The organism is Hymenobacter wooponensis, assembly GCF_004745865.1.
GTDB lineage: Bacteria > Bacteroidota > Bacteroidia > Cytophagales > Hymenobacteraceae > Hymenobacter > Hymenobacter wooponensis.
This window is the reverse complement of record NZ_SRKZ01000004.1, coordinates 13,873-40,784: the sequence shown is the minus strand read 5'-3', so window position 1 is coordinate 40,784 and position 26,912 is coordinate 13,873. Positions and strand designations below refer to the sequence as shown.

Sequence of the window (26,912 nt, the reverse complement as noted above, 5' to 3'; positions counted from 1 at the left end):
CCCGCTACCGACGTTTAAAAGCACGTCATGCTTCAAGCCATGGAGCATGACGTGCTTTTTTTATTCCTTTACGCCCTCCTTACTATCTCTCAACCCACCCCCAATGACCATTCACACCCTCGACACCGGTTTATTCAAGCTTGACGGCGGCGCTATGTTCGGCGTAGTTCCCAAAAGCATGTGGCAGAAGCTCAACCCCGCCGATGAAAACAACATGTGCACTTGGGCTATGCGCTGCCTGCTCATTGAGGACGGCGGCCGGCTGGTGCTGGTGGACAATGGCATTGGCGACAAGCAGGATCAGAAGTTTCGGGGGCATTTCTACTTGCACGGCGACGATACGCTGGAGAAGTCGCTGCGGAAGCTGGGGTTCACCTCAGCTGATATTACCGATGTGTTCCTGACTCACTTGCACTTCGATCATTGCGGCGGCTCAGTAGTGCGTACTGCTGAAGATAAGCTTCAGCTTGCCTTTCAGAACGCTACCTATTGGAGCAACCAGAATCATTGGGACTGGGCTGTAACGCCCAACCCTCGTGAAAAAGCCAGCTTTCTTAAAGAAAACATCTTGCCTATTCAGGAAAGTGGCCACTTGCGCTTTGTTGAGGCAGGTGTGCCTGAAGCTTTGCCTGTATTCCGAGAAATTATTTTCGCTGATGGGCACACGGAAAAAATGATGGTGCCGGTAATGGAGTACAAGGGCCGTACCGTGGCCTTCATGGCTGATTTGTTGCCCAGCGCGGGCCACGTGCCGCTGCCCTACGTGATGAGCTACGATATGCGCCCCCTGGTGACCATGGACGAAAAAGAGCGGGTGCTACGCCGCGCGGCCGACGAAAACTGGGTGCTGGTGCTGGAGCATGACCCTGCCACGGAGTGTATAACGGTTCAGCACACGGAAAAAGGCGTGCGGGTAGCCGAGTCTTTCCGTCTGGCCGATTTATAGAACCCTAGGCCAGTCAGGTGTTTGGCAGATAAGGAAGGCTCTACAAGAAATATCAACTGCATAGACCTATAGCCGTACGAGGGTTGCCCAAGCGTTTGCCCTATGGTGGCCGTCTGAGTCTGGCAGCAAGCATATGATAGCACAGCAGTTCAGAAACTTACCACTTCTCAAATTCACGTCATGCTAGGCCTGGCGCTTTCCGGTGGCGGTGCCCGGGGCATTGCGCATCTGGGTATTCTCGCGGCCATCGACGAGTTGGGCTTGCCGGTGGGGCGTCTTGCCGGAGTGTCTTCGGGGGCCATTGCTGCCACCTTCTACGCCGCGGGAGTGCCGCCGCGGGAGATTTTGCGCATGTTCCAGGCTGTGAATATCACTCGCCTCACGCGCATTGCTCTGAGCCGGTACGGCCTGTTTAAAATTGACGCCGTCGGGACGCTGTTTGAGGAGCACTTAGGCGTGGGCTGCACTTTTGAGCAGCTGCGCCTGCCGCTTACGCTGGTATCTACTGATTTGGTGGAAGGAGTGTCCGTACGGTTTTCGAGTGGGCTGCTGGTTCCACCGCTGTTGGCTTCTTCGGCCGTACCTATCCTCTACAAGCCGGTGGAGTTTGAAGGGCGGCAACTTGTTGATGGGGGCTTGCTGAATAACCTGCCCGTGGAGGCACTGCTGGAACACGAGCACCCTGGCCTACGCATTGTAGGGGTGCACTGCAACCCGCCCAACCCCGAAGCGCAGTTCAACAACTTACGCGGGGTGATAGAGCGGACGCTGAATCTAGCCATTGGGAGCAATACCGTGTTGAGCAAGCAGCACTGCGACCTACTGCTGGAGCCGCCAGAACTGCGCCGTTTCCGGACCATGAGCTACCGCCGGGCCTCAGAGCTGTTTGAAATCGGCTACCACTACACTCTGGGCCGCGCCACCGACCTGGAGGCGCTCTTGCGAAACGCTTAAACGGCCGTTATAGCAGGCCTTACCACACATTTCTCTAGCTTTGACATTTGGTAGGCCTAGCTAATCTGGCTACCACATTACTTCTTCATGGCTGCACGCAAAACCTCTACCTTCTGGTATCTTTTCTCCAAATTCTGGTTCTGGATTACAGGCTGGCATCTCGGCTCGCAAGTGCCCCCAAACATCAAGAAAAGCATGATGATTGCGGCCCCTCACACCAGCAACTGGGACTTCATGTTTGCTCGGGCTGCCTTCTTCCTCATGGATGTTGATGTAAAGCTCACCATCAAGAAGGAATGGACCTCTATTCCGGTGTTAGGGGCGTTGGTGCGGTCGTTGGGCGGCCTTTCCGTTGACCGAAGCAAGAACAACAGCTTGGTAGACGGCATGATTCAGCTCTTTAATGAGCGGGACGAGCTTGTTATTCTCATTACCCCCGAAGGTACCCGCGATTACCAGCCCAAATGGCGGAAAGGCTTCTACCACGCGGCTGTAGGAGCGGGCGTACCAATTCTGTTGGGCTACCTCGACTATAAAAACAAAGAAGCCGGCGTAGGCCCAGCCTTCTGGCCTACGGGCGACTACGAGAAGGATCTGGAGGAAATCAAAGCCTTTTACCGCACCAAACAAGGCCGCTTCCCCGAAAAAGGCGTACGTTAGGCAGAGGTGAACTTGTGAGCGGTTAAGTTGTGAAAGTGCTGTAATCACAGGTCTTTCACGAGCCACTCGTTTTATAAGGTTACCGCTCAAAACTTCACCCTCGCTCATGGAAAAGCTGCAGAGCCTCGCTTGGATTCTAATAGGCCTAGCCATATTTGTGTGGCGATTGGTGCAGAAGGCCAGCGCTACAACACAGCGGGAGAAGCAGGAAAGACGTTTCTCTAAGCCTGATAGCACCGGCAAGCCCCGTCCAGTTTTGCCGTTGCCTGCTACCTCTTTTGAGGAACTGTTGAAGCAGATGCAGGCACAAAACCAAGCGGAAACGTCGGCCGCACCGCGGGAGACAGAGCAAACTACGCCAGCCGGAAGGCCACTACCACGCGAAGTGCTGCCTACGCCCCAGAGTCAGGAGAGAACCGACATCCCGGCCCGGAGCTTGGAGCGGCCGGTTATACACCGGACGCTGGAAACTCCCGCACATGAAGCGCGTCGTGCCTCTACCTTGCCTCGCGCTGCTGCCCGGCCAGCTGACCCTACGGATTATTGGCAGCGTCAGGCCGCACGCCGCCCTGAAGTGCCTCGCCCCGAGCAGGGCCGAAGCCTAAATGAACTCCTTCGTAACCCAACTGACCTGCGCAACGCCTTCATTCTAAGTGAGATTCTAAAGCCTAAATTTTAAGTAGTGGTTAAGGCTATTAGGCAAGGCATGCTTTCCGCACTGAGATGAAATAAAAAAGGCTCGACTACTGGTAGTCGGGCCTTTTTGATGAATAATGGTTCTGCTGATACTATAAGTAATAGCCATAAAAGTTTAGTCTTGTGTGAGAGCGTAGGCCACTAGGTTGGCTCCCATTTTTAGGGCTGCTTCGTGAGTAGCGGGTGTGTCTTCGGGGTAGGTGCCTAGGTCTTCCCAGCCGTTGCCTAAGTCGCACTCATAAGTGTAAAAGCAGACTAAGCGGCCCTTATAAAGTAAACCAAAGCCCTGAGGGCGCTTGCCATCATGCTCATGCACTTTAGGTAAGCCCCTTGGGAAGGCGAATTTTTGGTGGTAAACCGGATGCGTGAAGGGAAGCTCTACAAACTCTAGCTCCGGAAATACCTTCTTCATCTCGGGGCGGATAAACTTATCCAGGCCATAGTTGTCATCGATGTGGAGGAAACCGCCGCCAATCAGGTAACGCCGTAGGTTGCGGGCCTCTGCCTCAGTGAACAGCACGTTGCCGTGGCCAGTCATGTGCACAAAGGGGTAAGTCAGCAGTTCCGGCGAGTCTAGCTCTACTGTGGCTTCATCCGGAGCAATGTTCGTTTTCAACGCCTGATTGCAGAACTTGATTAGGTTCGGCAAGGAGGTTTTGTTGGCGTACCAGTCGCCCCCCCCGCCATAATGTAGCTTAGCAATATGAAAGCTTGGGGCTGCCGGAGTAGCTGCGGTAAGCAACAGGGGGAGCAACAGAAACAGCAGATTCTTGAGCATAGAAGAGTTTGAATGGCATTTTCAGCCAAGGATGCACAGATAACGCAGAGATATGCAGAAGTTGTTCAATGCGCAACTGCTTCACTGCGCTTGTAGCTCGCGCGCTATATGCACCGTATGAACGGCCGCTAGAGCTGCCGTTTCGGTGCGCAGGCGGGAGGCCCCTAGCGTTACTGGGCGGATACCTTGGGCAAAGGCGGCCTCTATCTCCTGAGGAGTAAAGTCGCCCTCAGGTCCAATAAGAATGCAGCAGGTGTTGCCACTGGCGGCTACGTGAGAGAGGGGCGTCCGCTCGCCTTCCTCCAGGTGCGCAATAAAAGCTGTTTCACTGGCCACGGTGGGCAGAAACGAAGTGAAATCAGTTAGCTCGCTTAGTGCTGGCAGCCAAGCCTGGCCCGACTGCTTCAGGGCACTCACGGCAATCTTGTGGAGGCGCTCCAGCTTCAGTTCCCGCCGCTCTGAACGGGCACAGCGCAAAAAAGAGAGTCGGTCAATGCCCATTTCCGTGGCTTTTTCCACTAGCCATTCCATGCGGTCAAGGTTTTTGGTAGGTGCTACGGCTACGTGTACCTCATAAGCGCGACGCGGCACCTGCTGTTCTTGCACCACGCGCAGGCGGCAGCGCTTAGCATCTGCCGTTTCTACTTCGGCCTGGTACACGCCACCGCGGCCGTTTACGAGCTCCACAGCATCACCGGCTGTTAGGCGCAGCACCCGTACGGCGTGCTTGCTTTCGTCTTCTGGTAGCGTGTAGAGAGGAGTAGTCAGGTCGGGGGCGTAGAAAGTATGGGGCATAAGGCAAATCTACAGCGAATAAGGGCAGGAGGTACATGAGAATTACATTGTCCTAGGCCACTTAAGGTTAGTGGCAGGTAGACGAGTTAACTCTCTTGTGATAGTCTAATAGATATAAAATATTGTGTTTTAGCAGTCTGTTGCAGTGGTATGCCGTAGAACGTTGAGCAGCTAGTGGCCTAGCTACAACTGCATCGTTTCTATCCTGTTTACTACCCGACGTAAAGACTATGAAAGTCAAACTCAAAAAACTAAAGAACCAAACCATTGTCATCACTGGTGCTTCATCCGGTATAGGCCTAGTAACGGCTCGAATGGCCGCTAAAAAAGGTGCGAAGCTCGTGTTGGCCTCGCGTAGCGAGGATGCCCTGCGGCAACTAACTGAGGAAATTACGCAAAGTGGTGGTCAAGCGGTATACGTAGTGGCCGATGTAAGCCGGCAGGAGGATGTGCAGGCAATTGCCCGTAAAGCTCAGCAGCAGTTTGGCGGTTTCGATACCTGGATTAATAATGCTGGAGTATCTATCTATGGCAAAATCGAGGACATTCCTATCGAAGACATGCGCAAGCTCTTCGACACAAACCTGTGGGGCTTGATTTACGGTTCGCTGGAAGCCGCAAAGCATTTAAAATCGAAGGGCGGAGCCATCATTAACCTAGGCAGCATCCTGTCAGACATAACCGCTATCCTGCAAACCATCTACTCGGCCAGCAAGCACGCTGTAAAAGGCTTTACCGATGGCCTACGAATGGAATTAGAGATGGATGGCGCCCCAATATCCGTTACGCTCATCCAGCCCGCGGCTATTGATACTCCCTATCCGTTGCACGCTAAGAACTATATGGAGCGAGAGGCGAAACATGCACCACCAGCTTACGCTCCCGAAACAGTAGCTCGTGGCATTCTGCACTGCTGCGAGACTCCTGAGCGCTCCGTGGTAATTGGTGGCGGTGGCCGTGCCTTTATTGGTATGGAGAACTGGACGCCAGCCCTGCTTGATAAGTTTATGGAGAAATCCTTCTCTAAACAGGAGAAGGCCGATTATGCCCCCGGCCCACTAAGTGATAATGGTCTCGACCGACCCATTGGTAACCTGGAGGAGCGCGGCAATTACCCCGGGCACACCCGCGAAACCAGCTTTTACACTCAAGCCGTTACTACGGGTAGTCCCGCCCTGCGCACAGCTTTATTGGCTGGCGCCGGAGTTGCACTGGCCGCTTGGTTTACCAACAAGAACACAAAATCTAGCAATGGTCATGCGAAGCAAGACTAACGGTATCAGATCTTGGATTTAAGTAAGCATGATGTCTTACTAGGAGCGGTTTCCTTCAGCTCTGTTTTCACACAAAAAGCTCCGGCCTATCAAATAGGCCGGAGCTTTTTGTATGTAGTTGAGAGTGTCTTACGCCTCTTCGTACTCTCGCAAATAAGCCAGCAAATGGCCTAGAGTTATCTCGCGGCGAGCTACTCTTTCCAGCAAGCTACGCTCATATGGCACTAGCATACGATTAATGTCTTGCGTGAATTGCAGGGCCGCTGTTGCTACCTGTTGGTCTCCCTGCTCCGTATTTATCAGGTAGGGATGCTGGCTCATCCACATGAGAAGTAAGAGTTTCATAATCCAAATTTCGGAGGATCAAATATAGGATACAAGCTTAACAGGTTGATTTGCAAAAAGATCAAAGTAATATTCTATTATAAATATCTGTGGCTAATCAAGAGAGGAATTTAGGACCTGCAGTGCGTACTTATACGTAGTGTATAGTGTGTTGGCGAGTAGGATGCAGAGTGCCCGCTACGCTATAGCAGCCGGGTATTAAGTCGATTGAGGAGAGGGTGACAAGTCAGCTAAACCAGTACGCCGATAAGCTCGGGTATAACAGAGCTACGACCACCGCGTACGTTCTACTGATCTGACCTGAAATGCCGCACAGGGTATTTCTTCCCTTACCTGATGCTATGAAACTAAGCGAGGCCGCCCTGTGGGGCATTGTTGCGGGTACTGCTGGCGTAGCCGCCATGACCCTAGCTGAAAAAGTAGAGCAACGCTTTACCCATCGTCCCAACTCCTATGTGCCGGCCCACACCCTGGAACGCCTGCTGCGGTTGCCTCACCGGCCCGATGAGGAGCGGCTGGGAATGAACTGGGCCATGCATTGGGGGCAGGGTATTATACTTGGCGCAGTACGCGGAGTAATGGCAGCCCGGGGCGTGCGAGGGCCAGTAGGCTCCTTTTTATTTCTGAATTTTCGGTTGCTCAATGACCAAACCCTGGAAAATGCCACTGGTGTAGGAGCACTGCCTTGGACGTGGCCCCGAGATGAGCAGGTAATTGACTTGGTGCACAAAGGGATTTATGCCTTTGTGGCTGGAATTGTAGCCGACCGACTAGTGCAGGGCCCTTATCGCCCTACAACACCACGGGCAGGATGGACAGTAGGCCAACCTGCCTAATGCTTAGTTATGAGCGTTTAGACTACATGGATAACAGCAGTATACGCCTAAAGAAAAAGCTCCGGCCAACTGACCGGAGCTTTTTCTTTAGGCGTATTAGCAATAGCTGCTCTTGCAGAAAGCGGAGCTTAGTAAAGCTGCTTTAGCAAGTATAAAGGCTATTTAAACGTCTCGTTCAGCACACCGGCCAGCCGCACACCGGCCTCCACAATGCGCTGCTGCATGAGCTCGGCATGCTGGGGGTAGTACGTGTAATTGAGGTCGGAGCCCGTAGGAGTTTCTTTGTACAGGCGCTCGCAGGCCTGGTAAGATTCCCACAGCCACTGCTCCGGGGCTGCCTTTTGCAGGGCTTTGACGTCCTTCTTGTGCAGGCGCTGATCGTATTGGGTTGCCATTTCGGTGTAGGTCAGGCCCTGATAGTCAATCAGGCCGCTGTCCCAGAGGCTGTGCAGGTTAGTTTCCTTGCCGCGGTACTGCACTTTAATATCGTTGCCGCCTTTGTCCTCGGCATGTCCAGCGTGTAGGGGCTGGTGTACGTCTCCTACAATGTGCACTACAAACTTGAGCGCTGCCACCTTTTCCGCCTGCGACTTACTAGGATCTTTTAGCTCTTTTAATTTGGCTTCCAAAACGTTGTACGCGTTTGGCGACGTTTGGGCAGTAAGCTGCTGCACATACTGATCGTGGGTAAGGCCAGAGGGCGTGTTCACGTAGTGCCAGGGGCCGGTTTCTTTGAACTCGGGGTAGAAACGGATTTCGTCGGGCCAAGTGCTCACCATAGTGAGCGTTTCAGTGCCCAAAAGACGCTGCACTTCCTGGCGAGCATGGCGGGAAAGGTGCTGTTCGGCAATTTTACCCACGGCCCGATGACCATCGACGCCCCAGGCCCATAGGGTTAGCGGCGAAATAAGCAATAGGAACAGCGGAAGAAGACGCTTGCGCATAAAAGGAAAAAAAGGGGTGAAGGCCGCAAAAGTAGTGGGTTAAAAAGATTCAGAAACAGAGAAGTTGCCACTGCTCCAATTTTAGAGCGTCTAGACCTATTAGTAGATCCGAGCTAAGTCAGCCTATGCAACCACATGATGCACTCCGGACGACTGGTGCAAACCAGCCGCTGGCTAGCAACCAGGCAAAGAGGCTAAACGGTTCTGAAAGTTGCTTCTGCCGCCTGAGAGGTTTTGCTTTCACTACATAGGTTGCTGCCTGTAAGAGAGCAAAGACACATGGATATGGGCTGATGAAGAGGGCTAGCCCATTTATTGGCAAGAATTTTCCATTACCTGACTTCGATTAAACCCCTAAAGGGCCAGTACAACTGGCTAACGAAACTTTTGTAGCTTTACCAACCCACCAAGTGGTTGCAGCCGCTGGTTTTCTCATTCCTCATCACTCTTATTTACCTTTCATGCAAACCACCTCTGCTGTGCAGGAGCAGCCGGCTCTGGCCGCTCAGACCAGCCATCCGAAGGGCCTGTACGTGCTCTTCGCCACCGAAATGTGGGAGCGGTTCAGCTACTATGGCATGCGGGCCTTGTTGTCGTTGTACATGCTGAAGGCTCTCCTGATGAACAAGGAGATGTCATCGCTCATCTACGGCAACTATACTTCGCTTGTGTATCTAACTCCCTTGCTGGGTGGGTATATGGCTGACCGGTACTGGGGTAACCGCCGATCTATCTTGGTAGGCGGCCTGCTGATGGCTCTAGGCCAGTTCAGCTTGTTCTTCTCAGCTTCAATGTACACCGCCAACCAAACTTCGGTGCCCTCGGCGCAGCTATTGCTGTTCTTCTTAGGCCTGGGCTGTTTGATTTTCGGCAATGGTTTCTTCAAGCCCAATATCTCCTCTATGGTAGGCTCGCTCTATCCTAAAGGCGACTCTCGCATTGATGCGGCCTACACCATTTTCTACATGGGCATCAACCTGGGGGCCTTTTTCTCGCCTCTAGTGTGCGGCACACTCGGTGATACCGGTAACCCTGCCGACTTTAAATGGGGATTCCTAGCCGCTGGTATTGGTATGCTGGTAGGTAGCCTCACCTTTGAACTGCTGAAGAATAAATACGTTGTAACGGCCGAAGGGGCCCCGCTGGGGGCTAAGCCTGAGCGCACCGTAGAACATTCGCCCGTGGTGCCCGTGCAAACGGATAGCCCCGTTCGCTCTGAAACCATTGCGCAGCCTGCTAAGAGCTTTGCAAGCAAGCTCCCTATGCTTATCGGTCTATTTGCCGTGGTATATGCCGCTATAGCCTGGCTAATGGATCGTGACTGGATTGGTGCCCTGGTATTTTCTGCCATGATTGTGGCTCCAATCACGATCCTAACGGACCCCACGCTAACTGCCCGCGAGAAGCAGAAAATCTACGTGATTTTTATCCTTAGCTTCTTCGTAATCTTCTTCTGGGGTACGTTTGAGCAGGCTGGTGCCTCACTGACCTTCTTCGCCGATGAACAAACCGACCGTACGCTTGGCTCATATGTAGTGCCTGCTTCGTATTTCCAATCGGCAAATGCCCTGTTCATCATTGTATTCGCTCCAATTTTTGCGGTACTCTGGACGTTCCTCGGCAAGCGAGGTGCCGAGCCTTCATCCCCTTTGAAAATGGCTATCAGCCTCATGCTGATGGCGGTTGGCTACCTCATCATTGCCTTTGGGGTGAAAGGTGTAGATGCTAGCACCAAAGTGAGCATGTTCTGGCTGATCACCATGTACATGGTGCACACCTTTGCGGAGTTGTGCTTGTCGCCTATCGGTTTGGCACTCGTAAACAAGTTGGCACCCGCTCGCTTTGCTTCCTTGCTGATGGCAGTATGGTTCTTAGCTACGGCAGCAGGCAACAAACTGGCAGGTGTACTATCGGGCCTGTATCCTCCCGGCCCCGGTGAATTCTCTAAGGCAGCTAAAGAAGGTATCAATCTTCCTGGCATTCTGAACGGCACCACTCAGGCTACCGCCGAGGTTACCGCCAAACTTAGCAGCCTAGAGTTGACTGCGCACTGGCCTACGTTCCTAGGTTTCCAAATCACTAGCCTTTACGACTTCTTCATGATTTTCGTAGGCCTGTCGGCTGTGGCCTCCCTAATTTTGTTCCTGATCTACAAGCGTCTTTTCACCATGATGGAGGAGCCTGTAACGGCATAACTTGCATTTGTTCTGTCATGAAAAAGCCCCTGGCTGCAATTGCAGCCAGGGGCTTTTTCGTGACAGTTGAGCAAAAGAGAGCACTACGCAATTAATTCCAGCCTTTCTCTTCTACACCACAGTATAGAGTTTGAAGTATAGCGCATTGGCTTAGCTACCATCTAGCCACGAAGTAGGGGGCCTGCTTAGAATTGCCCTCAGTTTACTAGATAGGCGGCAGCTAAAACAGATGGAGGCAATTGTAGTAAGGCCAAGGCGCTGGCCACTATCATCTACCTTCGACGAACAATAGAAAGGCCTAGAACTAAAAAGCCCCGCCGGAGGAATCCAGCGGGGCTTTTTAGTTCTAGGCCTGTGAGGCGCCAGACAGCTGATATTACATCATGCCGCCCATGCCACCGCCCATGCCGCCCATGCCAGCACCGGCACCAGCGCCACCTTTGTCGTCTTCCGGCTCATCCGAAATCACGCACTCAGTGGTCAGGAGCAGGCCAGCAATCGAAGCAGCATTCTCCAGAGCCAGACGCGTTACTTTCGTCGGGTCGAGGATACCAGCAGCCATCAGGTTTTCGTAGCGGTCTTCGCGGGCGTTGTAGCCGTAGTCGCCTTTGCCTTCGCGAACCTTCTGCACTACTACCGAGCCTTCGCCACCAGCGTTAGCCACGATGGTACGCAGGGGAGCTTCGATAGCCGTACGGATGATGTTGACACCCGTGCGCTCGTCGCCGTTCAGTGTGTCTACAGCTTCCAGAGCGTCGAGGGCGCGCACCAGAGCTACACCGCCGCCGGGTACCACACCTTCCTCAACGGCGGCGCGGGTAGCGTGCAGGGCATCATCAACACGGTCTTTCTTCTCTTTCATTTCTACTTCGGTAGAAGCACCGATGTAGAGGATAGCAACACCACCCGACAGCTTGGCGAGACGCTCTTGCAGCTTCTCTTTGTCGTAGTCAGAGGTAGTAGTTTCGATCTGAGCTTTGATCTGGTTAACGCGGGCAGTGATACCGTCCTTGTCACCTTTTCCATTAACGATGGTCGTGTTGTCCTTGTCAATGATAACTTTCTCAGCCTGACCGAGGTATTCAAGAGTAGCGCTGTCAAGTTTGTAGCCGCGCTCTTCCGAAATAACAGTGCCGCCGGTGAGCGAAGCAATGTCCTCCAGCATAGCCTTACGACGGTCGCCGAAGCCAGGAGCTTTTACAGCGGCAATCTTCAGCGAACCACGCAGCTTGTTTACTACCAGGGTAGCAAGAGCTTCGCCGTCTACATCTTCCGAGATGATAACTAGGGGCTTACCAGTCTGAACTACTTGCTCCAGTACGGGCAGCAGCTCTTTCATGGTGCTTACTTTCTTGTCGTAGATCAGGATGAAGGGGTTGTCGAACTCAGCCTCCATTTTCTCCGGATTCGTTACGAAGTAGGGAGAGAGGTAGCCACGGTCGAACTGCATGCCTTCTACCGTCTTAACTTCGGTTTCAGTACCGCGAGCTTCTTCTACCGTGATAACGCCTTCTTTGCCTACTTTGTCCATGGCGTCAGCAATCATTTTGCCGATTTCCATGTCGTTGTTAGCCGAAATAGCACCTACCTGAGCAATTTCCGAAGAGTTTTCGATCTTCTTCGACTGAGCCTTCAGGTTGGCAACAACGGCTTGTACTGCCTTATCGATGCCGCGCTTCAGGTCCATGGGGTTAGCACCAGCAGCTACGTTCTTCGAGCCAGCCGTGTAAATGGCTTGGGCCAGAACAGTTGCGGTAGTAGTACCGTCACCAGCTTGGTCAGCAGTCTTAGAAGCAACTTCCTTCACAAGCTGAGCACCCATGTTCTCAATTGGGTCGCTCAGTTCAATTTCTTTAGCTACCGTCACACCGTCTTTGGTGATAGAAGGAGCGCCAAATTTCTTATCGATAACCACGTTCCGGCCTTTGGGGCCCAGGGTTACCTTCACAGCGTTAGCTAACTTATCTACACCGCGCTTCAGTTTGTCGCGGCCGTCGGTATCGAATTGGATGTTTTTAGCCATCTTAATTTCGGGTGAATTTGATCAGAGAGGGGGTGGAAGTAGCTTACAGAACGGCGAAGATGTCCGACTCCTTCATGATGAGGTAGTCCTGACCATCTACGGTAATCTCGGTACCAGCATACTTACCATACAGCACTTGGTCGCCGGCTTTCACCTGCGGCTTGATGGTGGTACCGTTGTCGGCCACTTTGCCTTCACCTACGGCTACTACTTCGCCACGCTGGGGTTTTTCCTTAGCCGTGTCGGGGATGATAATGCCCGATTTGGTTTTTTCCTCGGCGGCGGCCGGCGCGATGATTACGCGGTCAGCCAGCGGTTTGATGCTAAGCGACATATTGTACGTTTTGGTTGAAAGGTTTACTTGTAGTAAGAGGGTGACGTCCGTGCTACACTTCCTGTGCCAGCCCTGCAAAACCTGACATAATGGATGCTAAGTGGGAACTTTTCCGTCAGGATTTCCTCCCTGAGGCTGTCAGACGTGTCATACTGCACAATTCGCCGACAAAATGCCGCTTGGAAGCTGGTACTCGGGCGTCGGCTCGCTTTACGCCGGTTGCGCTTAAGGGTTGGAAGAAGACAAAAAAATAGTGGCTCCTGTTTGGGAGCCACTATATAAGCCAAGCAAGCAGCTTGCGAAAGTCTATTGAGCCGGCGTAGGGGCAGGCTGCTGAGCGGGGGCCGTGGGAGCAGCAGATGGAGCTGTACCGGGAGCAGCTGCCCCAGGAACCGTAGTACCGGGAGCACCAGGGCCAACGGGAGCAGGAGCTGTTGGAATGCGAGTTTCCAGTGCTTTCTGCTGGTTTACGCTCCGTACGGGGCCAGCGCCAGCACCACCAATTACATGGGTGCCCAGGCTAAGCACAATCAGAGCAATAGCTAAACCCCAGGTAAGGCGCTCCAGCAGGTCACCAGTACGTTTTACGCCCATGAGCTGAGCAGCACCACCCGCGCCAAATTGGCTGGAAATTCCGCCGCCTTTGGGGTTCTGAGCCAGAACGACTAGGCCTAGCAACAGGCAAACAAAAAGAATCAGAACAACGAGGGTGATGTACATCTAAGCTGAAGGTTATTTCAGTTGTTGAATTTGATCGGCAAAGTACGCCTTTTTTTCTGGCTGGCGCTGCATCAACCGTTCATATATTTCAATGGCTTTGTCGATTTTGCCCTGCTTAACCATGATTTTAGCTAAACTCTCGGAGGCTATTGCGGGGGCTACCTGCGTGCTGCGCACTGATAGGTCGGCTTGTTCGTCTGCTGGTTTGCTATCGTTGGCAGGCGACTTGATCCGGGGTTGCGCTTTCAGGAAGCGGTTGATCAGATCAATAGAAGACTTGGTAGGCTTAGGCCGGTTGGCAGCAATGTGAGCCAGCAGCAGAGCATCGGGCTCAAAGAAAGAGTCGAGTGGCAGATCCAGTGTATAGCCATCGCGGGGCTGCAGATCATACCCCAGCCGGCTGCCACCTCCTAACGCGTATCCCAGATCTGCATCGGCGTGGAAGACTGGCGTTCCAGTTTTGGAGACGGTGGGTAAAGGAAAGTCTTCTTCCTCTTCGCTTTCATCCTCTAGGCCAGGTAACCGATAGGCTGAAGGAGCGGGCAGCGCTGGCTCTACTAGGTCAAACTCAAATCGGGAGATACCCGCATTAGCCGGTGGCCGAATAGGAGGAGCCGTAGGCGGGAGTAAGTCCTCAACCAGTGCTTCTATAGTTGTTTCGACTTCCGAAGCTTCCGAGTCTGCTAGGCCAGTAGGCGCATCGGTTTCCACCTCTGTAGCAGAAAGTGCAACTATCCCAACGGCGGGAGCCTCCTGCTCATCTTCGAGTTTCTCCAAAGGTGTATCAGAGGAGGGCGCAGGCTGCGTAAGATCTGCAACAAAGCTCTGATCAGCGGCAGGAACTTCTATAGCTGGCTCTGCCTGTGGTTGGTGTTGCTCCTCGGTAGCATTATTAGCATCTTCTTGCGGCGCCTCAACTTCCTCAGGCGCTACAGTAGTAGCAGTTGCATCAGGCAAAACCAGGGCTTGCTCAGTCTCCGATGAGTGTAAGAATTCTTCGCTTACGCTATACGCTGAAGCAGGAGCCTCTGCTACAACATCAGCAGATACTGTTTCAAATGAAGCGGACGGCTCAGTTATAGGAGCTTCAGCGCTTTCTTGCTGTGCGGCATAACTTTCTTGACCTGTGGCTTGGGGCTCTACCTCTTCGGTAAGCTCTGGGGTAACTTCTGCGTCAGGCAGAAGTGCGTCCTGCGGCTCTAAAACGTCGGCTGTTTCTGCTACAGATTCATCACTGCTAGTCGTGGCCGGCTCATGAGCGGCTACTTCTGTAGTATCAACGGCTGGTGTGGTAGCAGGGGCAAAGGCCTCCGGCTGAGCCGTGGGAAGGGTATATGCTGCTGGAGATGGCGCGGGCTGTTCCAAGAGGTGGCGCAGCAATTCGCGGTTGGTAGCGTAGGTGGCGGCCCGGCGTAGCCGCTGGCTAGCCAGCATGCTGCCTCGGTCGTGGGCGGCCTTAGCCAGTAGGATGTGCGCCGTCTGGCAGTACGGGAAGGCGGCCGCCAACTGTTCCAGCTCCCGGATTTCGGCGTCCGAAATCTCGCTCACGTGGTCCAGTATGTGTAGAAGCGACGCGCGGGTCATAGGAATAGATGAGCTGATGAGGTAAACGGCTAGGCCAGTGCGGCTCCGAAAAAGAGAAGCACGGCAGTAAGCTAAGCAGTGGGTACTGGCCTAGGGGCGGCAAAAGTGCACCAATTTATTCAGAGAAGCGCTACTTACCAGTTCGCTACCGATTTATTGAAAGCATCGGTGATAATGTTGCGGAATACTTCGCGAAGGGCCGCTGGGTCGTTGTTTATGCTGGAAATATCGCGAGTGGCGGGGAAGTCGCGGGTGCTTTGGAAGGTTTGCTCAAAGTCCTGTTTGGGGTCTTTGGTGTTCGTGTACCGTACGCGTACCTGAATGGTCAGGCGGTTGACACCGGCTACGTCCTGGTTATTCTGCTGTTGAATAGCTGCCGGAGCGAAGTCGAAGGCAATGATCTGACCGTCAAACTGTAAGTCGCCGTCTCGAGCCTGCTGCTTCAGCGTAGTATTGCGCTGAAAGTAGTCCTTAAAATCTTCCGTGAAGCGCTGCGCCAGAAAGGAAGGACCATTGTTGGCGTTGTTTTGGAAAGTAGAAATAGAAATGGTCTTTACTTCGGGCGGAATGTTGGTGCCACTAAAGGAGTACACCTTACAACCGACCATAGCCAGGAGTAGCAGGAAGCAACTCAAGAGCCAGAAGGGAGCTCTGGCATTACGCTTGTTCAAGGTCATATTGCTTTAGTTTGCGGTAGAGCGTGCGCTCCGAAATTCCCAGATCGTGGGCGGCGTACTTGCGCTTGTTGTGGTGCTTTTTCAGCGCCTTAATAATCATTTCCTTCTCCTTGGCTTCCAATGACAAGGTTTCTTCTTCTGTTTCGTGGGTAATATCTTCCACGCGGTGAGCCTCGTCCTCGTACTCTGCGGCATCTTCCACCTCCAGGTCACGCGGATTCAGGATGTACTCATTCGGCGGCCCATCGGGTGTGGGCTGGCGCAGTGGCCTAGCAGCCTGGTTGTTATCATAAGGCGCTACACTCAGGTTGTTGAACAGGTGGCTGTTCTGGCGTAGCAGTTCCTGCGTTTCCTGGGGCCGCTGTCCGGCCGCCATATCAAGCACCAGCTTCTTTAAGTCCGTCATGTCGCGGCGCATATCGAAGAGCACTTTGTAGAGCAGATCGCGCTCAGAGTAGGCGTTGCCGGCGCCATCGGTGGCGCTTCCGGCAGCATGCACTAGCATAGGCAGGCGGCTGCTCTGGTCGGCGGGCAGGTACTGCCGGAGCCGGCGGGCGTCTACCTCCCGGTCCGTCTCCAGCACCGACATTTGCTCGGCCACGTTCTTGAGCTGGCGAATGTTGCCGGGGAAGCGGAAACGCTGCAGTTCCTGAACGGCATCAGGAGTTAGAGTGATGGGTTTTACCCGATAACGGTCGGCAAAATCTGTAGCAAACTTTCTAAACAGCAGATAGATATCATCGTCTCGCTCACGTAACGGTGGAACCGTAATGGGCACCGTATTCAAACGATAATATAGGTCTTCTCGGAAGCGCCCTTCCCGCACTGCATCCAGCAGGTTTACGTTAGTGGCGGCTACCACGCGTACATCTGTCTTCTGAACTTTCGACGAACCCACCCGAATAAATTCGCCGTTTTCCAGCACGCGCAGCAGGCGCGCCTGGGTGCCGAGGGGCATTTCACCAATCTCATCTAGGAAGATGGTGCCACCATTGGTAACTTCAAAGTAGCCCTTACGGGCTTCCTGGGCACCAGTAAAGGAGCCCTTTTCGTGGCCGAACAGCTCTGAGTCAATGGTTCCCTCCGGAATAGCGCCGCAGTTGATGGCAATAAACTGTCCGTGCTTACGTGGTGAGAGAGCGTGGATGATTTTGGAGAATGATTCTTTACCAGAACCACTTTCACCGGTAATGAGCACCGTCATATCGGTAGGAGCTACCTGGGCCGCTACCTGAATGGCGTAGTTCAGCGAAGGAGCATTACCAATAATGCCGAAGCGCTGCTTAATAGATTGTATTTCGGAAGGAGTCAAGGTCGGAAGTGGGTTTTCGTGTGGAAGACGAAAAGCGCGGGCGTTTATTTTGAGGAACGCAGAATAAAAACGTCATCCTGAGCTAACGAAGGAGCCTGTTGAGGTAAAGGAGCCGTTACCACAGCATCCACTTTTACGAAACAACGCCCTGCGAAAGGTCAGGATGACAAGAAATTATATAGCCTCGCCAAGTAAGGTGTTCGTGGTAGCCTCGTGCACGAGCACGTCCACATAGTCGCCCTTTTTGTAATGCTTTTTTGGGAAGATAACCACTTGGTTTTGGCTGTTGCGGCCGCTTAGGTGCTCGTCGGAGCGCTTAGAGAAGTTCTCTACCAGTACGCGGTGCACACGGCCCACAGCACGCTGGTTGCGCACGCGGCTGTGTTCGCGCTGCAAGTCAATGATTTCGGCGAGGCGGCGCTTTTTCACTTCCAGCGGGATGTCGTCTTCCAGCTTACGGGCGGCCAGGGTACCGGGGCGCTCTGAGTAGAAGAACATGTAGGCCATATCGTAGCGCACGAAGTCCATCAGGCTGAGGGTATCTTGGTGCTCCTCCTCGGTTTCGGAGCAGAAGCCGGCAATCATATCGGTGCTGATGCCGCAGTCGTCGCCGAGAATGCGACGGATAGCCTGCACTCGCTCCTCGTACCAGGGACGGTCGTAGGTGCGGTTCATCAGCTTGAGCACCCGTGAGTTACCGCTTTGGGCGGGCAGGTGAATGTACTTGCAGATGTTGTCGTAGCGCGCCATAGTGTGGAGCACTTCGTCGGTGATGTCTTTGGGGTGCGACGTGGAGAAGCGTACGCGCAGCTCTGGGTGCACCAAGGCCACTTGCTCCAGCAACTGGGCAAAGTTTACGTGCTCTAGGCCATCTTCCGAAGTCCACTTATAAGAATCGACGTTCTGGCCGAGCAAGGTTACCTCTTTGTAGCCTTGGGCTACCAGGTCGCGGGCTTCCTGCACGATGCTGTGGGCGTCGCGGCTGCGCTCCCGGCCACGGGTGAAAGGCACCACGCAGAAGGAGCACATGTTGTCGCAGCCCCGCATGATGCTGATAAAAGCCGTGATACCGTTCGAGTTCAAGCGTACGGGTGTGATGTCGGCATAGGTCTCTTCGCGGCTCAGCAGCACGTTTACGGCCTTCTGGCCGCTATCAACCTGCTGAATCAGCTGGGGCAAGTCGCGGTAAGCATCCGGGCCTACTACCAGGTCTACTAGCTTTTCCTCTTCCAGAAACTTGCTTTTCAAGCGCTCCGCCATGCAGCCCAGCACACCTACCAATAGGCCAGGGTTGCGCTTTTTGTGCCCGTTGATCTGGGCGAGGCGCATGCGTACTGTCTGCTCCGCCTTTTCGCGAATTGAGCAGGTGTTAAGCAGCACTAAGTCAGCGCCTTCTAGTTGCTCGGTAGTGTCAAAGCCCTGCTCAAACAAAATGCTCGACACAATCTCAGAGTCAGAGAAGTTCATTTGGCAGCCGTAGCTCTCGATGTAGAGCTTGCGCTTGCGGCCCGTGCGCGTGGCCGGGCTCACGCGCACCTCGCCCGAAGGCTCATGCGCATGCGTGTTCGCCTCTACCGATGGGGTGGGCAGAGCGGGAGTATCGAGAAAGTCGAGGGTAATCAGCGGTTGGGACATGAGAAAGGCGTCGCAGGCGTCAGCTTCACGGTTCAGAGAACGTCAAAGGTAACGGTTTTAGGCCGAAAATGACAGAATGGCAGGGAAAGCAATGAATGAGTAATTGAGTGAGATAACTTAAGCTAATTAGTATCAGAACGAGGCGTATCAACTGGATTAGGCTACTTCACTCATTCACTCTCTCACTCATTCGCCTCTAGGGCAGGTAGTCTAGTACTTCGCGTAGATCATCTACTTTGTGGAACTCTAGGCCAGTAAGCGTTTCAGGATCTACTCGCTCGAAGATCCAAGTGGCATGATAGGGGACGTGCACGGACCGAAAGCCTAGGCGGGCAACGGGAATGATATCGGATTTAAGAGAATTGCCAATCATGCAAAAGGTTTCCGGCTGGGCGCTATAGCGAGTGAGCAGGCGTTGGTAGGTGGCCTCGTCTTTTTCGCTGACAATCTCCACATGATCGAAAAAGTCGCCTAACCCGGAGCGGGCAATCTTGCTTTCCTGGTCAAACAGGTCGCCCTTGGTAAGCACCATCAGGCGGTGGCCCCGCTGGCGTAACTCGGTTAGCACTTCCTCCACGCCAGGTAGCGGCTCAATAGGATAGCGCAGCAGCTCCTTGCCCATGTCGAGAATCTGCTGAATGTAAGTGCCGGTTACGGCGCCATCCGTCAGCTGAATGGCCGTTTCGATCATGGAGAGCATAAACGACTTAGCCCCGTAGCCGAAGAGCTTCATGTTTTCCCGCTGCACCGCGTTAAGCTGCTGGCTAATGCGGTCGGGGTCGCCGCAATGGGCCATAATGTTGAAGAGCCGGGCTTCCACCTGATCAAAGTGGGGCTGGTTCGACCACAGCGTGTCGTCGGCGTCGAAGGCAATGAGATGGGGAACAAACATGATCAACGAAACAAGGAAAACTGCGCGAGAAGGCCCGCAGGGCCGCAAAGTTACCGAACTTAGCGCCCATGAAACAGCGCATTGACTTAGCCAACTGGAACCGCCGCGAGCATTTTGCTTTCTTCTCCGCGTTCGAAGAACCCTTTTTCGGATTGGTAGCGCCAGTAGAATGCACAGGAGCTCAGGCGGAAGCAAAGCGGCTGGGTGTGTCGTTTTTCCTGTACTATCTCCACCACGCCGTGCAGGCCGCCAACGAAATCCCGGAGTTCCGTACTCGCATCGAAGATGGGCAGGTGTACTTGTACGACCGCGTGCACGCGTCGGCCACGCTGGGCCGCGAGGACCATACGTTTTCCTTTTCCTTTATTGAGCAGCACGACGAACTGGCGGGCTTCGTGGCGGCAGCCAACGCCGAAATAGAAGCCGTACGCACCAGCACTGGCCTACGCCTCAGTGAATTTACCGCCCGCCCCGACGTATTGCACTGCTCAGCTCTCCCGTGGGTGCGCTTCAGTGGTCTTACCCACGCTCGCAGCTTCCAGCACCCCGACAGCTGCCCTAAGCTTTCTTTCGGCCAGCTCTATGAAGAAAAAGGCGCCATATGGATGCCAGTTTCTGTCAACGTACACCACGGCCTCGCCGACGGCTACCATGTAGGCCTGTTCTTAGCCGCATTTGAGCGCCGTCTAAAGCAGTGGCGATAGGGCTTCGAGTAGAAGTTGACTAGGCTGAGACATGCCAAGCCAAGCGTGAAAAAGACTGTTACAGGCTTTTCACTCCTAATACATCCAACAGGCCCTGCGCTTTCAGTAAGCACTCCTGATACTCATACTCTGGTACCGAATCGTAGGTAATAGCGGAGCCTACCTGAAAGCTGAGGTAGCCGGTAGTTTGCTGGTACTGCAGGCTGCGAATCACCACGTTGAAGTCGAAGTCGCCGTTGGGCAGCACGTAGCCAATGCTGCCACTGTATAGGCCACGGCGACTGTGCTCGTAATGCTCAATGAGTTGCATGGCCCTGATTTTGGGGGCGCCCGTCATCGAGCCCATAGGAAAGGTTGCCCGCAGAGCATCCACTAGGCCTAGGCTTGGCTGAACGGTAGCTTGCACCGTGGAAATCATCTGCCAGACGTGCCGGAAAGGATATAGCCCGAACAACTCAGGTACTTGTACCGTGCCAGTTGTGGCTACGCGGGCTAAGTCGTTGCGAACTAGGTCTACAATCATCAGATTTTCGGCCCGCTCTTTCTCATCATGCAGCAAGGTTTGGCGCTGCTGTTCATCGGCGGCCGGCGTAGTGCCGCGCCGGATAGTGCCTTTAATGGGTTGGGAAAGGAGGGTAGTGCCCTGGCGGCGTAAAAACCGTTCGGGCGAGGCACACAGCAGGTACCGGTCGTGCCAGCGGTAGAAGCCGGCAAAAGGAGTCGGAGAAGCTTCCAAGAGCCGCAGAAATACCTCTACTGGCTCTAGCGACACATTTTCCGCGTAGAACTCCTGGCATAAGTTCAGCTCATACACTTCTCCATTCAGGATGTCTTCCCGAATGGCTTCTATGGCAGCTAGGTAGTCGGCTTTCGGTAGGCGAGCTTGAAAGGTAGGTTTGGTCTCCTGTGCTGAAGCGGGTGGCCTAGCGCTCAGGATCTGCTCAAGTATTTCAGGAGGGGTAAGGCCATCAGGCAACTGTGTGTGAATGGTAAGCGTCGTCTCGTGCCATTCCAACCAGATTTCTGGTTCAAAAAAATGCAGCGTAGGCCAGGTGAGATTATCTGGATTGTGACTTTGCAGCGCTTCTACCTCATTTTTGAGGTCATAGGTAAGCATACCGAAGCGTGGCATCTCGCATGGCCGGCTTAGCCATTGTTCCAGCTCTGTGAGGCTGTTAGGGGAATACGTTGGCGTGCGGCGTACTGCCAGGCGCCGCTCAAAGGCACCCTGGGGGTACGTGATATCGTTCGGCTCGTAATAGGCACAGTGCGGAAAAGCCGCAGCCCACCGCAAAGCACGGGCACGAAAGTCGGGTGGGAGGTCAGCTAAGTGAACAGAATACACTTTGCAAAGGTAACTATCGGCAACGGACGGAGTAGGGCAGTTTACCTTACTCCCATTCCTTCAAGGCCAACTTTGCCTTAGTATCTGTACTGTTTTTGTACTCGTGCTTGGAATAGCTCAGAGCCTTTTTGAAATAGGTGCGGGCAGTATTTTTCTGGCCTTCCAACTGGTACAAATACCCTAGCTGCAGCGCCGACTGTGGCGCGAAGTAGTACGGCGCGTTGCCGGCCAGCGCAATTGTACGGGCATAGTACAGGCGGGCCGAATCAGAGTGGCCTAGGAGCTGATAGGCCCGGGCCCGTCGGTAGGGTGCTTCCAGCCGGTCGCGCAGGGGCGTACGTTGGAGCGTTTGGAAGCTGTTGAGGGTTGTCAGCGCAGCGCGGTAGTACCCGCCATCTATCTGGAGACGGGCGCGGGTCAGGATGCGGTTGAGTGGGAGCTTGTCCTCGAAGAATCGTTGGGCATAGTTATCTTCTTCTAGCACGGTGCGGCCGCTGGCATCAATCTGGCGCCGGTATTTCTCGGCGGTGGTAGCATCGCCAGAAAGCCAGGCGGCCAAGTAGAGCTTGAAGGCCGCATCCTTGCGGTAGTGCTGGCCACGGTAATGCTGCAGAAACTGCTGGTTGGCCCGCGTGGAGGCGGCATACTGGCCCTGGTAAAGCAGCAGGTCGGCGGCCATGTGGTGCAGGTAGGGCAAGGGCAGGTAGTCGGGGCCGCTTGGGCTGGAGCGGTAGGCTTCTAGCGCGGCATCGGTGCGGTGCTGCTTTTTAAGCTGACTTATAAGTAGGTAAGTAATGAGCAGGTTGTCGGGTTGCTGGCGATGGAGGGTTTCCACGAGCTGCAACGCGGCCTCAGGCTTCTTATAGTACGTCTCTTCCAACAGGGCCAAAATCAGGCGGGCTTCCAGCTGAAAGTCGTTGGGCTGGGTTGCGGCCAAGCGCATATTCTGCAGGCCTGCTTCTACGCTGCCGGGCAGGCCTAGCAGCTTCAGAAACCAGCGGTAGCTCTCGGGCAACGAGCCGATAAAGAACTGCATCATGCCCAGGGTTTTGCGGGCCGGCAAATACTGCGGGTAGCGCTGCACTACAGCCTGCATTTGCTGGTAGCTCTGGCGCAGGCTCCAGGCCCCTTGTACCTCATGGCCAAACACTACCTGGGCCGCTGCCTGGTGCAACCTGATTTCGGCTCGGGCATACGCGCGAAGGGCTCCGGGCTCCGAGGATTTTTCCAAGGTACTCAGGCGATGGTCCTGGGCTTCTACCACAGCCTCGTAGCGGGCGGCATCTTGGCTTACCAGCAACTCCGTTATATCAAGACAATCGGCTACAAGCAGAGTGCCCGCGTTGGATGGCGCGCCCTTCAGCCACTGACGCGCCGCGGCGGGCCGCATCTTCAACACCTCTGCGTAGGCATGGGCCTGCTGGGCCGATAGTACTGTCGACGCGGCAGCTGGCTCTGGCTGGTAGAGCACCCGCGCCGGTATACCATACGCTTCCCGCAGTAGGGTGGAGGCAAGTAGCAGCAGGCAGAGCAGCCCTTGTCGGCTGCTGCGAAACTCTCTGCGTACCTGCGCTTGACTCACCATAGGACAAAAAAAGAACGGCCCTAGAGCCGTTCTTTTTCATGTGTCAGAAGACTGAACTTACGAAATGCGGGCTTCCACATCAGCCAATACACGGCCGCAGTGCTCGCACACGATGATTTTCTTGTGAGCAATGATGTCGGCCTGACGCTGTGGGGGTACTGTGTTGAAGCAGCCACCGCAAGCATCACGCTTTACCGTTACCACAGCTAAACCGTTGCGCACGTTGCCACGGATACGGGTGTAGGCCATCAGCAGGCGCTCTTCAACGGGCTGCACGGCACCATCACGCTCGTCCATGAGCTTTTTCTCATCGGCTTCGCTTTCGCTTACGATAACGTCGAGCTCACTTTTCTTGTTAGTGAGGTCCTTCTTGCGCTCTTCCAAGCGCTGCTTGGTGCCCGCAATGTCATTGTTCTTCAGCTCAATCTGGTACTGAGCTTCTTTGATCTTCTTCTCAGAAATCTGGATTTCCAGCTTCTGCAGCTCGATTTCCTTGGCAATAGCCTCGTACTCACGGTTGTTGCGGACGTTCTGCTGCTGGTCTTCGTAGCGCTTGATGAGGCCGTCGGCGTCCTTGGCATTCTGCTTGCGCTGCTTGATCTGCTCGTTGAGCCCGGCGATTTCCTCGTCGAACTTGCTCACGCGCACCTCATAGCCGGCAATTTCGTCCTCCAGGTCACGAACCTCTTCTGGCAAGTCGCCACGCACGCGCCGGATTTCGTCGAGCTGCGAGTCGATGCGCTGCAGATTCAGAAGAGCTTCCAGCTTGCTGGCAACGGGATTTTCCGCGGAGGGATTAGAAATCATAACGGACGGGGTTGGTAAGGGTCTCAGCAGTTAAGAGCGCAAAAGTACTCCCAAAGTTATCGGTAAGCAAATCCCGAAAGATTTCCCCGGTGAATTGCTCGCTCTCGAAGTGGCCTACATCGCAGAGCATCAGGCGGCCTTCGGCGCCAAAATACTCGTGGTATTTCAGGTCGCCGGTGACATAGGCCTGGGCGCCTGCAGCGCGCGCCTTGCCAATCAGAAAGCTGCCGGCCCCCCCACACAGGGCCACGCGCCGGATGGGTTTCTCAAACCCAGTGTACTTTACTACCGGCACGCCCAGCGCCTCGCGCAGGCGCCGCCGAAACTCCTGGGGGCTCATCTCTGCGGGCAAATCACCCACCATACCAGAGCCTACATCCTGATGCGTGTTTTCCAGCTTAATGAGCTCGTAGGCCACTTCCTCGTAAGGGTGGGCTTGCTGCAATGCCCGCAATGCTGCAGACTGTAAATGCAAAGGAAGCAAAACCTCCACGCGCTCCTCGCGGGTAGTTTCGGGCTGCAATGGCGTGCCAGTATGCGGGTTGGTACCAGCACCGGGCGTGAAAGTGCCGTTGCCTTCCATGCGGAAACTGCACTCCGAGTATTCGCCTACTTGCCCTGCCCCAGCCTGATACAATGCTTGCAGAACGGCCTCCGTATGTGAGGGTGGTACATAGGTAATAAGCTTACCCAGAGTGCCCGACTTAGGGTCCAGAATCTGTAGGTTCTGCAGGCCTAGCTTGTCGGCCAGCTTGCGGTTAACTCCCTGCAGCACGTTATCGAGGTTGGTATGCGCCGCATAAATAGCCACGTCGTTTTTGATGGCTTTGATAATGGTCTGCTCCACTTCATTAGCACCCGTGAGGCGCTTGAGGGGCTTGAATACCACGGGGTGATGAGCTACTACCACATTGCAGCCACGGCGCAGCGCCTCATCCACTATGGCCGGGGTGCAATCTAGTGCAATAAGCACACCGCGCACTTCCATGTATGGGTTGCCGCACTGCAGGCCGGCATTGTCGTAGGATTCCTGGTAGGCCAGGGGGGCGGCGCGTTCGAGTACGCGAGCCAAGTCTTGAACGGTTACGGGCATAGGGCTGCAAAGGTAAGAGTACGACTGGCCTACAACGATGTGGTGCGGCCTTCAGTCCGCCGCCTGCTACAACCAAACATTTTGAGAGCCAGAGGTGGCAGGCTGAAGTTCGCACCACATCGTTGTAGGCCAGTATAGTAACAATTGCGAGTAGCTGTATCAACTCACTAGGCCATCCAGCACCCGCACGTAATGCGCCACGTTATCGACCAACGCCCGGCGCTTGTACTGCATTAGGTAACGGGGGTGGTCGAGCACATGAATGTGGTCGAAAAGCTGTAGTTCGTCGTTGAGCTTGCGAAAATATTTGCCGTTACGCTGGCCCAGGCAAACCGCCGCGTGCCGCGCCATGCCCACCTCCTCCACCATCTGCCGCACCGACTGCTGAATATCGGGCCATAGCGCCGCCGTCACGGCCGGGGTGTCATAGAAGTTGTAGTTCAGGTTGTTACGTAGTAATACCAGTGGGTAAAGCGAGCCAAGAAAGAAGTGCTCATAGAAGGTGCCAGGGCCACCCATAGCCAGCACCACGGCCTGCACAAACTCACTTGATGGCTCACGGCGACGTGGCAAGTCGTTTTCAATACCCCAGGCCGCTAGCGCGGTGGGGTCAGTAAAGGCTACGCCGGTGCGGCCATTACCCAGGCGCCCTGGGTTAATGCCCAGCAGCGCCACCCTTGGGTGATTACCTGTATAATACCGCTGCGCAAATTGCGTGAACAGCTCCCGCGGTGTCGCGTCTTGGTACGGGCTGTAGGCCACTACCTCATCGGGCAAAGGCGGCGGAAGCGGAAACTCTGTCAGAAAGCGCAACAGGCGGTCGGCAAACATATAGAAGAGCAGGATAGCGAACTGCTTGTACGAAGCAACCACGGGTAACGCTCAATTTGTAAGCTCGTTGCTACTGCTTACAAGTTCGATCAGCTCAGGCGTACTCGAACGATGGCAAGGTCATCGGTTGGCTTCAGCGAGAACCGGTTCTCTAACCGCTTTACTTTGATATGTAGCATCTCGTCGCGCTCAGCCAGTTCTGGGTCAACCAGCAGGAACTGGGCAATATCTAGCGGTTCAGTGGGAGAGCAATCATTAATCGGCTGAAAGCTGTAGATGCCGTCGGTGGCTAGGCTAAGGTCTGAGCAGCTAGTGGCCCTAAAAATCTGCTTCTGGTGCGCGTACCAAGTATCCACGTCCTGGCCTAGGTGATAAGCCAGGTAATTGGGCTTGTTATGTTGCTCGAATCGCATGATTTGGCCGTTCAGGGCTATAACGGCGTCACCTAACGCCATGCCGTAGACCTCTCCCGTGTCAGTGCGTAGGAGGGCAATAACCAAGGTGGTTAAGAGCTCAGAGGTATCAAGCAGAAGCTGGTTTCTCATTTGTCTGAACTCCTGAAAAACCTCAACCATAATCTCCCGAAGCTCCCGCTCTAGGCCAGGGCCCGTAGCAGCCTCGCCGTAAAATGCCCGGTATTGGCGCTCTTTAATCACCTTGCGAAGTATTTTGGCGCCCAGCGTGGCCTCAAAATGGCTTTCCCGGCCCATTGTGCAACCATCTAGTACGGCGCAGAGTACCACGCTGCTGCTCACTGCTTGCGCTACGCTGAAATCTTCACAAAAATCGGTGTGGTATTCTCCTCTCTTTAGGAGTTGATAAATCTTCATTAGTCTCTCCTCCAACGGCCCAGCTACTGCTGTAGCAAGGATAATTCAGGGACTGAATGGGGCCGCGTAGGGATTCAAAGATCTACTTTTTCTGATTTAGTGGCCCAGGCTTCTTGG

Annotated in this window: 26 protein-coding genes; 8 read left to right on the top strand and 18 right to left on the bottom strand. The window is 54.3% G+C overall.

Annotated elements, in window-relative coordinates; genetic code table 11:
* Positions 1–103 precede the first annotated feature (103 nt).
* From EU557_RS13920 to EU557_RS13905, 4 genes are all read left to right on the top strand, one after another.
* On the top strand, positions 104–946 hold the full coding sequence (locus EU557_RS13920) for an MBL fold metallo-hydrolase (protein ID WP_135531083.1): 843 nt from the start codon (positions 104–106) through the stop codon (positions 944–946).
* 180 nt (positions 947–1,126) lie between these two features.
* Positions 1,127–1,900, top strand: coding sequence for a patatin-like phospholipase family protein (locus EU557_RS13915; protein ID WP_135531082.1), 774 nt, complete (start codon positions 1,127–1,129; stop codon positions 1,898–1,900).
* 87 nt (positions 1,901–1,987) lie between these two features.
* Positions 1,988–2,560 carry a 1-acyl-sn-glycerol-3-phosphate acyltransferase gene (locus EU557_RS13910; RefSeq protein ID WP_135531081.1) on the top strand — a complete coding sequence of 191 codons (573 nt, stop codon included), beginning with the start codon at positions 1,988–1,990 and terminating at the stop codon, positions 2,558–2,560.
* Between the two features lie 106 nt (positions 2,561–2,666).
* Positions 2,667–3,239 carry a hypothetical protein gene (locus tag EU557_RS13905; protein WP_135531080.1) on the top strand — a complete coding sequence of 191 codons (573 nt, stop codon included), beginning with the start codon at positions 2,667–2,669 and terminating at the stop codon, positions 3,237–3,239.
* Positions 3,240–3,371: 132 nt separating this feature from the next.
* On the opposite strand, the gene EU557_RS13900 is transcribed toward EU557_RS13905, so the two are convergent.
* Both EU557_RS13900 and EU557_RS13895 read right to left on the bottom strand, forming a co-directional pair.
* The gene (locus tag EU557_RS13900; protein WP_135531079.1) at positions 3,372–4,034 is read right to left on the bottom strand and encodes a DUF4159 domain-containing protein; all 663 of its coding nucleotides are present in this window, start codon (positions 4,032–4,034) and stop codon (positions 3,372–3,374) included.
* 81 nt (positions 4,035–4,115) lie between these two features.
* Complete coding sequence (locus tag EU557_RS13895; protein WP_135531078.1) at positions 4,116–4,829, bottom strand: 16S rRNA (uracil(1498)-N(3))-methyltransferase; 714 nt, start codon at positions 4,827–4,829, stop codon at positions 4,116–4,118.
* A gap of 230 nt (positions 4,830–5,059) precedes the next feature.
* On the opposite strand from EU557_RS13895, the gene EU557_RS13890 reads away from it, so the two are divergent.
* The gene (locus tag EU557_RS13890) at positions 5,060–6,103 is read left to right on the top strand and encodes an SDR family oxidoreductase (RefSeq protein WP_135531077.1); all 1,044 of its coding nucleotides are present in this window, start codon (positions 5,060–5,062) and stop codon (positions 6,101–6,103) included.
* Positions 6,104–6,232: 129 nt separating this feature from the next.
* On the opposite strand, the gene EU557_RS13885 is transcribed toward EU557_RS13890, so the two are convergent.
* On the bottom strand, positions 6,233–6,448 hold the full coding sequence (locus EU557_RS13885; RefSeq protein WP_135531076.1) for a hypothetical protein: 216 nt from the start codon (positions 6,446–6,448) through the stop codon (positions 6,233–6,235).
* A gap of 341 nt (positions 6,449–6,789) precedes the next feature.
* Here EU557_RS13885 and EU557_RS13880 point away from each other — a divergent pair, with 341 nt between their 5' ends.
* Complete coding sequence (locus EU557_RS13880; protein ID WP_210116052.1) at positions 6,790–7,284, top strand: hypothetical protein; 495 nt, start codon at positions 6,790–6,792, stop codon at positions 7,282–7,284.
* Positions 7,285–7,442: 158 nt separating this feature from the next.
* On the opposite strand, the gene EU557_RS13875 is transcribed toward EU557_RS13880, so the two are convergent.
* Positions 7,443–8,228, bottom strand: coding sequence for a S1/P1 nuclease (locus EU557_RS13875; RefSeq protein ID WP_135531075.1), 786 nt, complete (start codon positions 8,226–8,228; stop codon positions 7,443–7,445).
* A gap of 461 nt (positions 8,229–8,689) precedes the next feature.
* On the opposite strand from EU557_RS13875, the gene EU557_RS13870 reads away from it, so the two are divergent.
* On the top strand, positions 8,690–10,423 hold the full coding sequence (locus EU557_RS13870) for a peptide MFS transporter (protein WP_135531074.1): 1,734 nt from the start codon (positions 8,690–8,692) through the stop codon (positions 10,421–10,423).
* A gap of 376 nt (positions 10,424–10,799) precedes the next feature.
* Here the strand turns inward: EU557_RS13870 and groL are convergent, their stop codons facing one another.
* The 8 genes from groL to EU557_RS13830 all read right to left on the bottom strand — a co-directional run bounded on the left by groL (position 10,800) and on the right by EU557_RS13830 (position 19,600).
* Positions 10,800–12,446, bottom strand: coding sequence for a chaperonin GroEL (groL, locus tag EU557_RS13865; RefSeq protein WP_135531073.1), 1,647 nt, complete (start codon positions 12,444–12,446; stop codon positions 10,800–10,802).
* 43 nt (positions 12,447–12,489) lie between these two features.
* The gene (gene groES / locus EU557_RS13860; protein ID WP_045687497.1) at positions 12,490–12,780 is read right to left on the bottom strand and encodes a co-chaperone GroES; all 291 of its coding nucleotides are present in this window, start codon (positions 12,778–12,780) and stop codon (positions 12,490–12,492) included.
* A 306-nt stretch (positions 12,781–13,086) separates the two neighbouring features.
* On the bottom strand, positions 13,087–13,500 hold the full coding sequence (gene secG / locus EU557_RS13855) for a preprotein translocase subunit SecG (protein WP_135531072.1): 414 nt from the start codon (positions 13,498–13,500) through the stop codon (positions 13,087–13,089).
* 12 nt (positions 13,501–13,512) lie between these two features.
* Positions 13,513–15,084 (bottom strand): hypothetical protein, encoded by a 1,572-nt coding sequence (locus EU557_RS13850; protein WP_135531071.1) that lies wholly within the window; start codon positions 15,082–15,084, stop codon positions 13,513–13,515.
* Positions 15,085–15,218: 134 nt separating this feature from the next.
* A complete protein-coding gene (locus tag EU557_RS13845) occupies positions 15,219–15,692 on the bottom strand; it encodes an LptE family protein (RefSeq protein ID WP_245326274.1) in 474 nt (157 codons plus the stop codon).
* A gap of 49 nt (positions 15,693–15,741) precedes the next feature.
* On the bottom strand, positions 15,742–17,073 hold the full coding sequence (locus EU557_RS13840) for a sigma-54 interaction domain-containing protein (protein WP_135531069.1): 1,332 nt from the start codon (positions 17,071–17,073) through the stop codon (positions 15,742–15,744).
* Between the two features lie 174 nt (positions 17,074–17,247).
* Positions 17,248–18,708, bottom strand: coding sequence for a tRNA (N6-isopentenyl adenosine(37)-C2)-methylthiotransferase MiaB (miaB, locus tag EU557_RS13835; RefSeq protein ID WP_135531068.1), 1,461 nt, complete (start codon positions 18,706–18,708; stop codon positions 17,248–17,250).
* A 196-nt stretch (positions 18,709–18,904) separates the two neighbouring features.
* Positions 18,905–19,600, bottom strand: a complete 696-nt coding sequence (locus tag EU557_RS13830; protein WP_135531067.1) for an HAD family hydrolase — start codon at positions 19,598–19,600, stop codon at positions 18,905–18,907.
* A 68-nt stretch (positions 19,601–19,668) separates the two neighbouring features.
* Between EU557_RS13830 and EU557_RS13825 the strand changes: the two genes are divergently transcribed.
* Positions 19,669–20,304: a chloramphenicol acetyltransferase gene (locus EU557_RS13825; protein WP_135531066.1), complete on the top strand. Its 636-nt coding sequence runs from the start codon at positions 19,669–19,671 to the stop codon at positions 20,302–20,304.
* A 58-nt stretch (positions 20,305–20,362) separates the two neighbouring features.
* Here the strand turns inward: EU557_RS13825 and EU557_RS13820 are convergent, their stop codons facing one another.
* The 6 genes from EU557_RS13820 to EU557_RS13795 form a co-directional block, all read right to left on the bottom strand.
* On the bottom strand, positions 20,363–21,649 hold the full coding sequence (locus EU557_RS13820; protein ID WP_135531065.1) for an anthranilate synthase component I family protein: 1,287 nt from the start codon (positions 21,647–21,649) through the stop codon (positions 20,363–20,365).
* A gap of 46 nt (positions 21,650–21,695) precedes the next feature.
* Positions 21,696–23,234: a tetratricopeptide repeat protein gene (locus tag EU557_RS13815; protein ID WP_135531064.1), complete on the bottom strand. Its 1,539-nt coding sequence runs from the start codon at positions 23,232–23,234 to the stop codon at positions 21,696–21,698.
* Positions 23,235–23,291: 57 nt separating this feature from the next.
* Entirely contained in the window at positions 23,292–24,041 is a 750-nt protein-coding gene (locus tag EU557_RS13810; RefSeq protein ID WP_135531063.1) for a zinc ribbon domain-containing protein, read from the bottom strand.
* Positions 24,031–25,134, bottom strand: coding sequence for a Nif3-like dinuclear metal center hexameric protein (locus EU557_RS13805; RefSeq protein WP_135531062.1), 1,104 nt, complete (start codon positions 25,132–25,134; stop codon positions 24,031–24,033). The genes EU557_RS13810 and EU557_RS13805 overlap by 11 nt, the downstream gene beginning before the upstream one ends.
* A gap of 159 nt (positions 25,135–25,293) precedes the next feature.
* Positions 25,294–25,965: a uracil-DNA glycosylase family protein gene (locus EU557_RS13800; RefSeq protein WP_135531061.1), complete on the bottom strand. Its 672-nt coding sequence runs from the start codon at positions 25,963–25,965 to the stop codon at positions 25,294–25,296.
* 89 nt (positions 25,966–26,054) lie between these two features.
* Positions 26,055–26,795 carry a protein phosphatase 2C domain-containing protein gene (locus EU557_RS13795; protein WP_135531060.1) on the bottom strand — a complete coding sequence of 247 codons (741 nt, stop codon included), beginning with the start codon at positions 26,793–26,795 and terminating at the stop codon, positions 26,055–26,057.
* Positions 26,796–26,912 lie beyond the last annotated feature (117 nt).

Excerpts from the sequence above, each read along its gene's own strand:
- EU557_RS13920 (WP_135531083.1), top strand. The coding sequence starts at position 104 with ATGACCATTCACACCCTCGACACCGGTTTATTCAAGCTTGACGGCGGC.
- EU557_RS13915 (WP_135531082.1), top strand. The coding sequence starts at position 1,127 with ATGCTAGGCCTGGCGCTTTCCGGTGGCGGTGCCCGGGGCATTGCGCAT.
- EU557_RS13910 (WP_135531081.1), top strand. The coding sequence starts at position 1,988 with ATGGCTGCACGCAAAACCTCTACCTTCTGGTATCTTTTCTCCAAATTC.
- EU557_RS13905 (WP_135531080.1), top strand. The coding sequence starts at position 2,667 with ATGGAAAAGCTGCAGAGCCTCGCTTGGATTCTAATAGGCCTAGCCATA.
- EU557_RS13900 (WP_135531079.1), bottom strand. The coding sequence starts at position 4,034 with ATGCTCAAGAATCTGCTGTTTCTGTTGCTCCCCCTGTTGCTTACCGCA.
- EU557_RS13895 (WP_135531078.1), bottom strand. The coding sequence starts at position 4,829 with ATGCCCCATACTTTCTACGCCCCCGACCTGACTACTCCTCTCTACACG.
- EU557_RS13890 (WP_135531077.1), top strand. The coding sequence starts at position 5,060 with ATGAAAGTCAAACTCAAAAAACTAAAGAACCAAACCATTGTCATCACT.
- EU557_RS13885 (WP_135531076.1), bottom strand. The coding sequence starts at position 6,448 with ATGAAACTCTTACTTCTCATGTGGATGAGCCAGCATCCCTACCTGATA.
- EU557_RS13880 (WP_210116052.1), top strand. The coding sequence starts at position 6,790 with ATGAAACTAAGCGAGGCCGCCCTGTGGGGCATTGTTGCGGGTACTGCT.
- EU557_RS13875 (WP_135531075.1), bottom strand. The coding sequence starts at position 8,228 with ATGCGCAAGCGTCTTCTTCCGCTGTTCCTATTGCTTATTTCGCCGCTA.
- EU557_RS13870 (WP_135531074.1), top strand. The coding sequence starts at position 8,690 with ATGCAAACCACCTCTGCTGTGCAGGAGCAGCCGGCTCTGGCCGCTCAG.
- groL (WP_135531073.1), bottom strand. The coding sequence starts at position 12,446 with ATGGCTAAAAACATCCAATTCGATACCGACGGCCGCGACAAACTGAAG.
- groES (WP_045687497.1), bottom strand. The coding sequence starts at position 12,780 with ATGTCGCTTAGCATCAAACCGCTGGCTGACCGCGTAATCATCGCGCCG.
- secG (WP_135531072.1), bottom strand. The coding sequence starts at position 13,500 with ATGTACATCACCCTCGTTGTTCTGATTCTTTTTGTTTGCCTGTTGCTA.
- EU557_RS13850 (WP_135531071.1), bottom strand. The coding sequence starts at position 15,084 with ATGACCCGCGCGTCGCTTCTACACATACTGGACCACGTGAGCGAGATT.
- EU557_RS13845 (WP_245326274.1), bottom strand. The coding sequence starts at position 15,692 with ATGGTCGGTTGTAAGGTGTACTCCTTTAGTGGCACCAACATTCCGCCC.
- miaB (WP_135531068.1), bottom strand. The coding sequence starts at position 18,708 with ATGTCCCAACCGCTGATTACCCTCGACTTTCTCGATACTCCCGCTCTG.
- EU557_RS13830 (WP_135531067.1), bottom strand. The coding sequence starts at position 19,600 with ATGTTTGTTCCCCATCTCATTGCCTTCGACGCCGACGACACGCTGTGG.
- EU557_RS13825 (WP_135531066.1), top strand. The coding sequence starts at position 19,669 with ATGAAACAGCGCATTGACTTAGCCAACTGGAACCGCCGCGAGCATTTT.
- EU557_RS13815 (WP_135531064.1), bottom strand. The coding sequence starts at position 23,234 with ATGGTGAGTCAAGCGCAGGTACGCAGAGAGTTTCGCAGCAGCCGACAA.
- EU557_RS13810 (WP_135531063.1), bottom strand. The coding sequence starts at position 24,041 with ATGATTTCTAATCCCTCCGCGGAAAATCCCGTTGCCAGCAAGCTGGAA.
- EU557_RS13805 (WP_135531062.1), bottom strand. The coding sequence starts at position 25,134 with ATGCCCGTAACCGTTCAAGACTTGGCTCGCGTACTCGAACGCGCCGCC.
- EU557_RS13800 (WP_135531061.1), bottom strand. The coding sequence starts at position 25,965 with ATGTTTGCCGACCGCCTGTTGCGCTTTCTGACAGAGTTTCCGCTTCCG.
- EU557_RS13795 (WP_135531060.1), bottom strand. The coding sequence starts at position 26,795 with ATGAAGATTTATCAACTCCTAAAGAGAGGAGAATACCACACCGATTTT.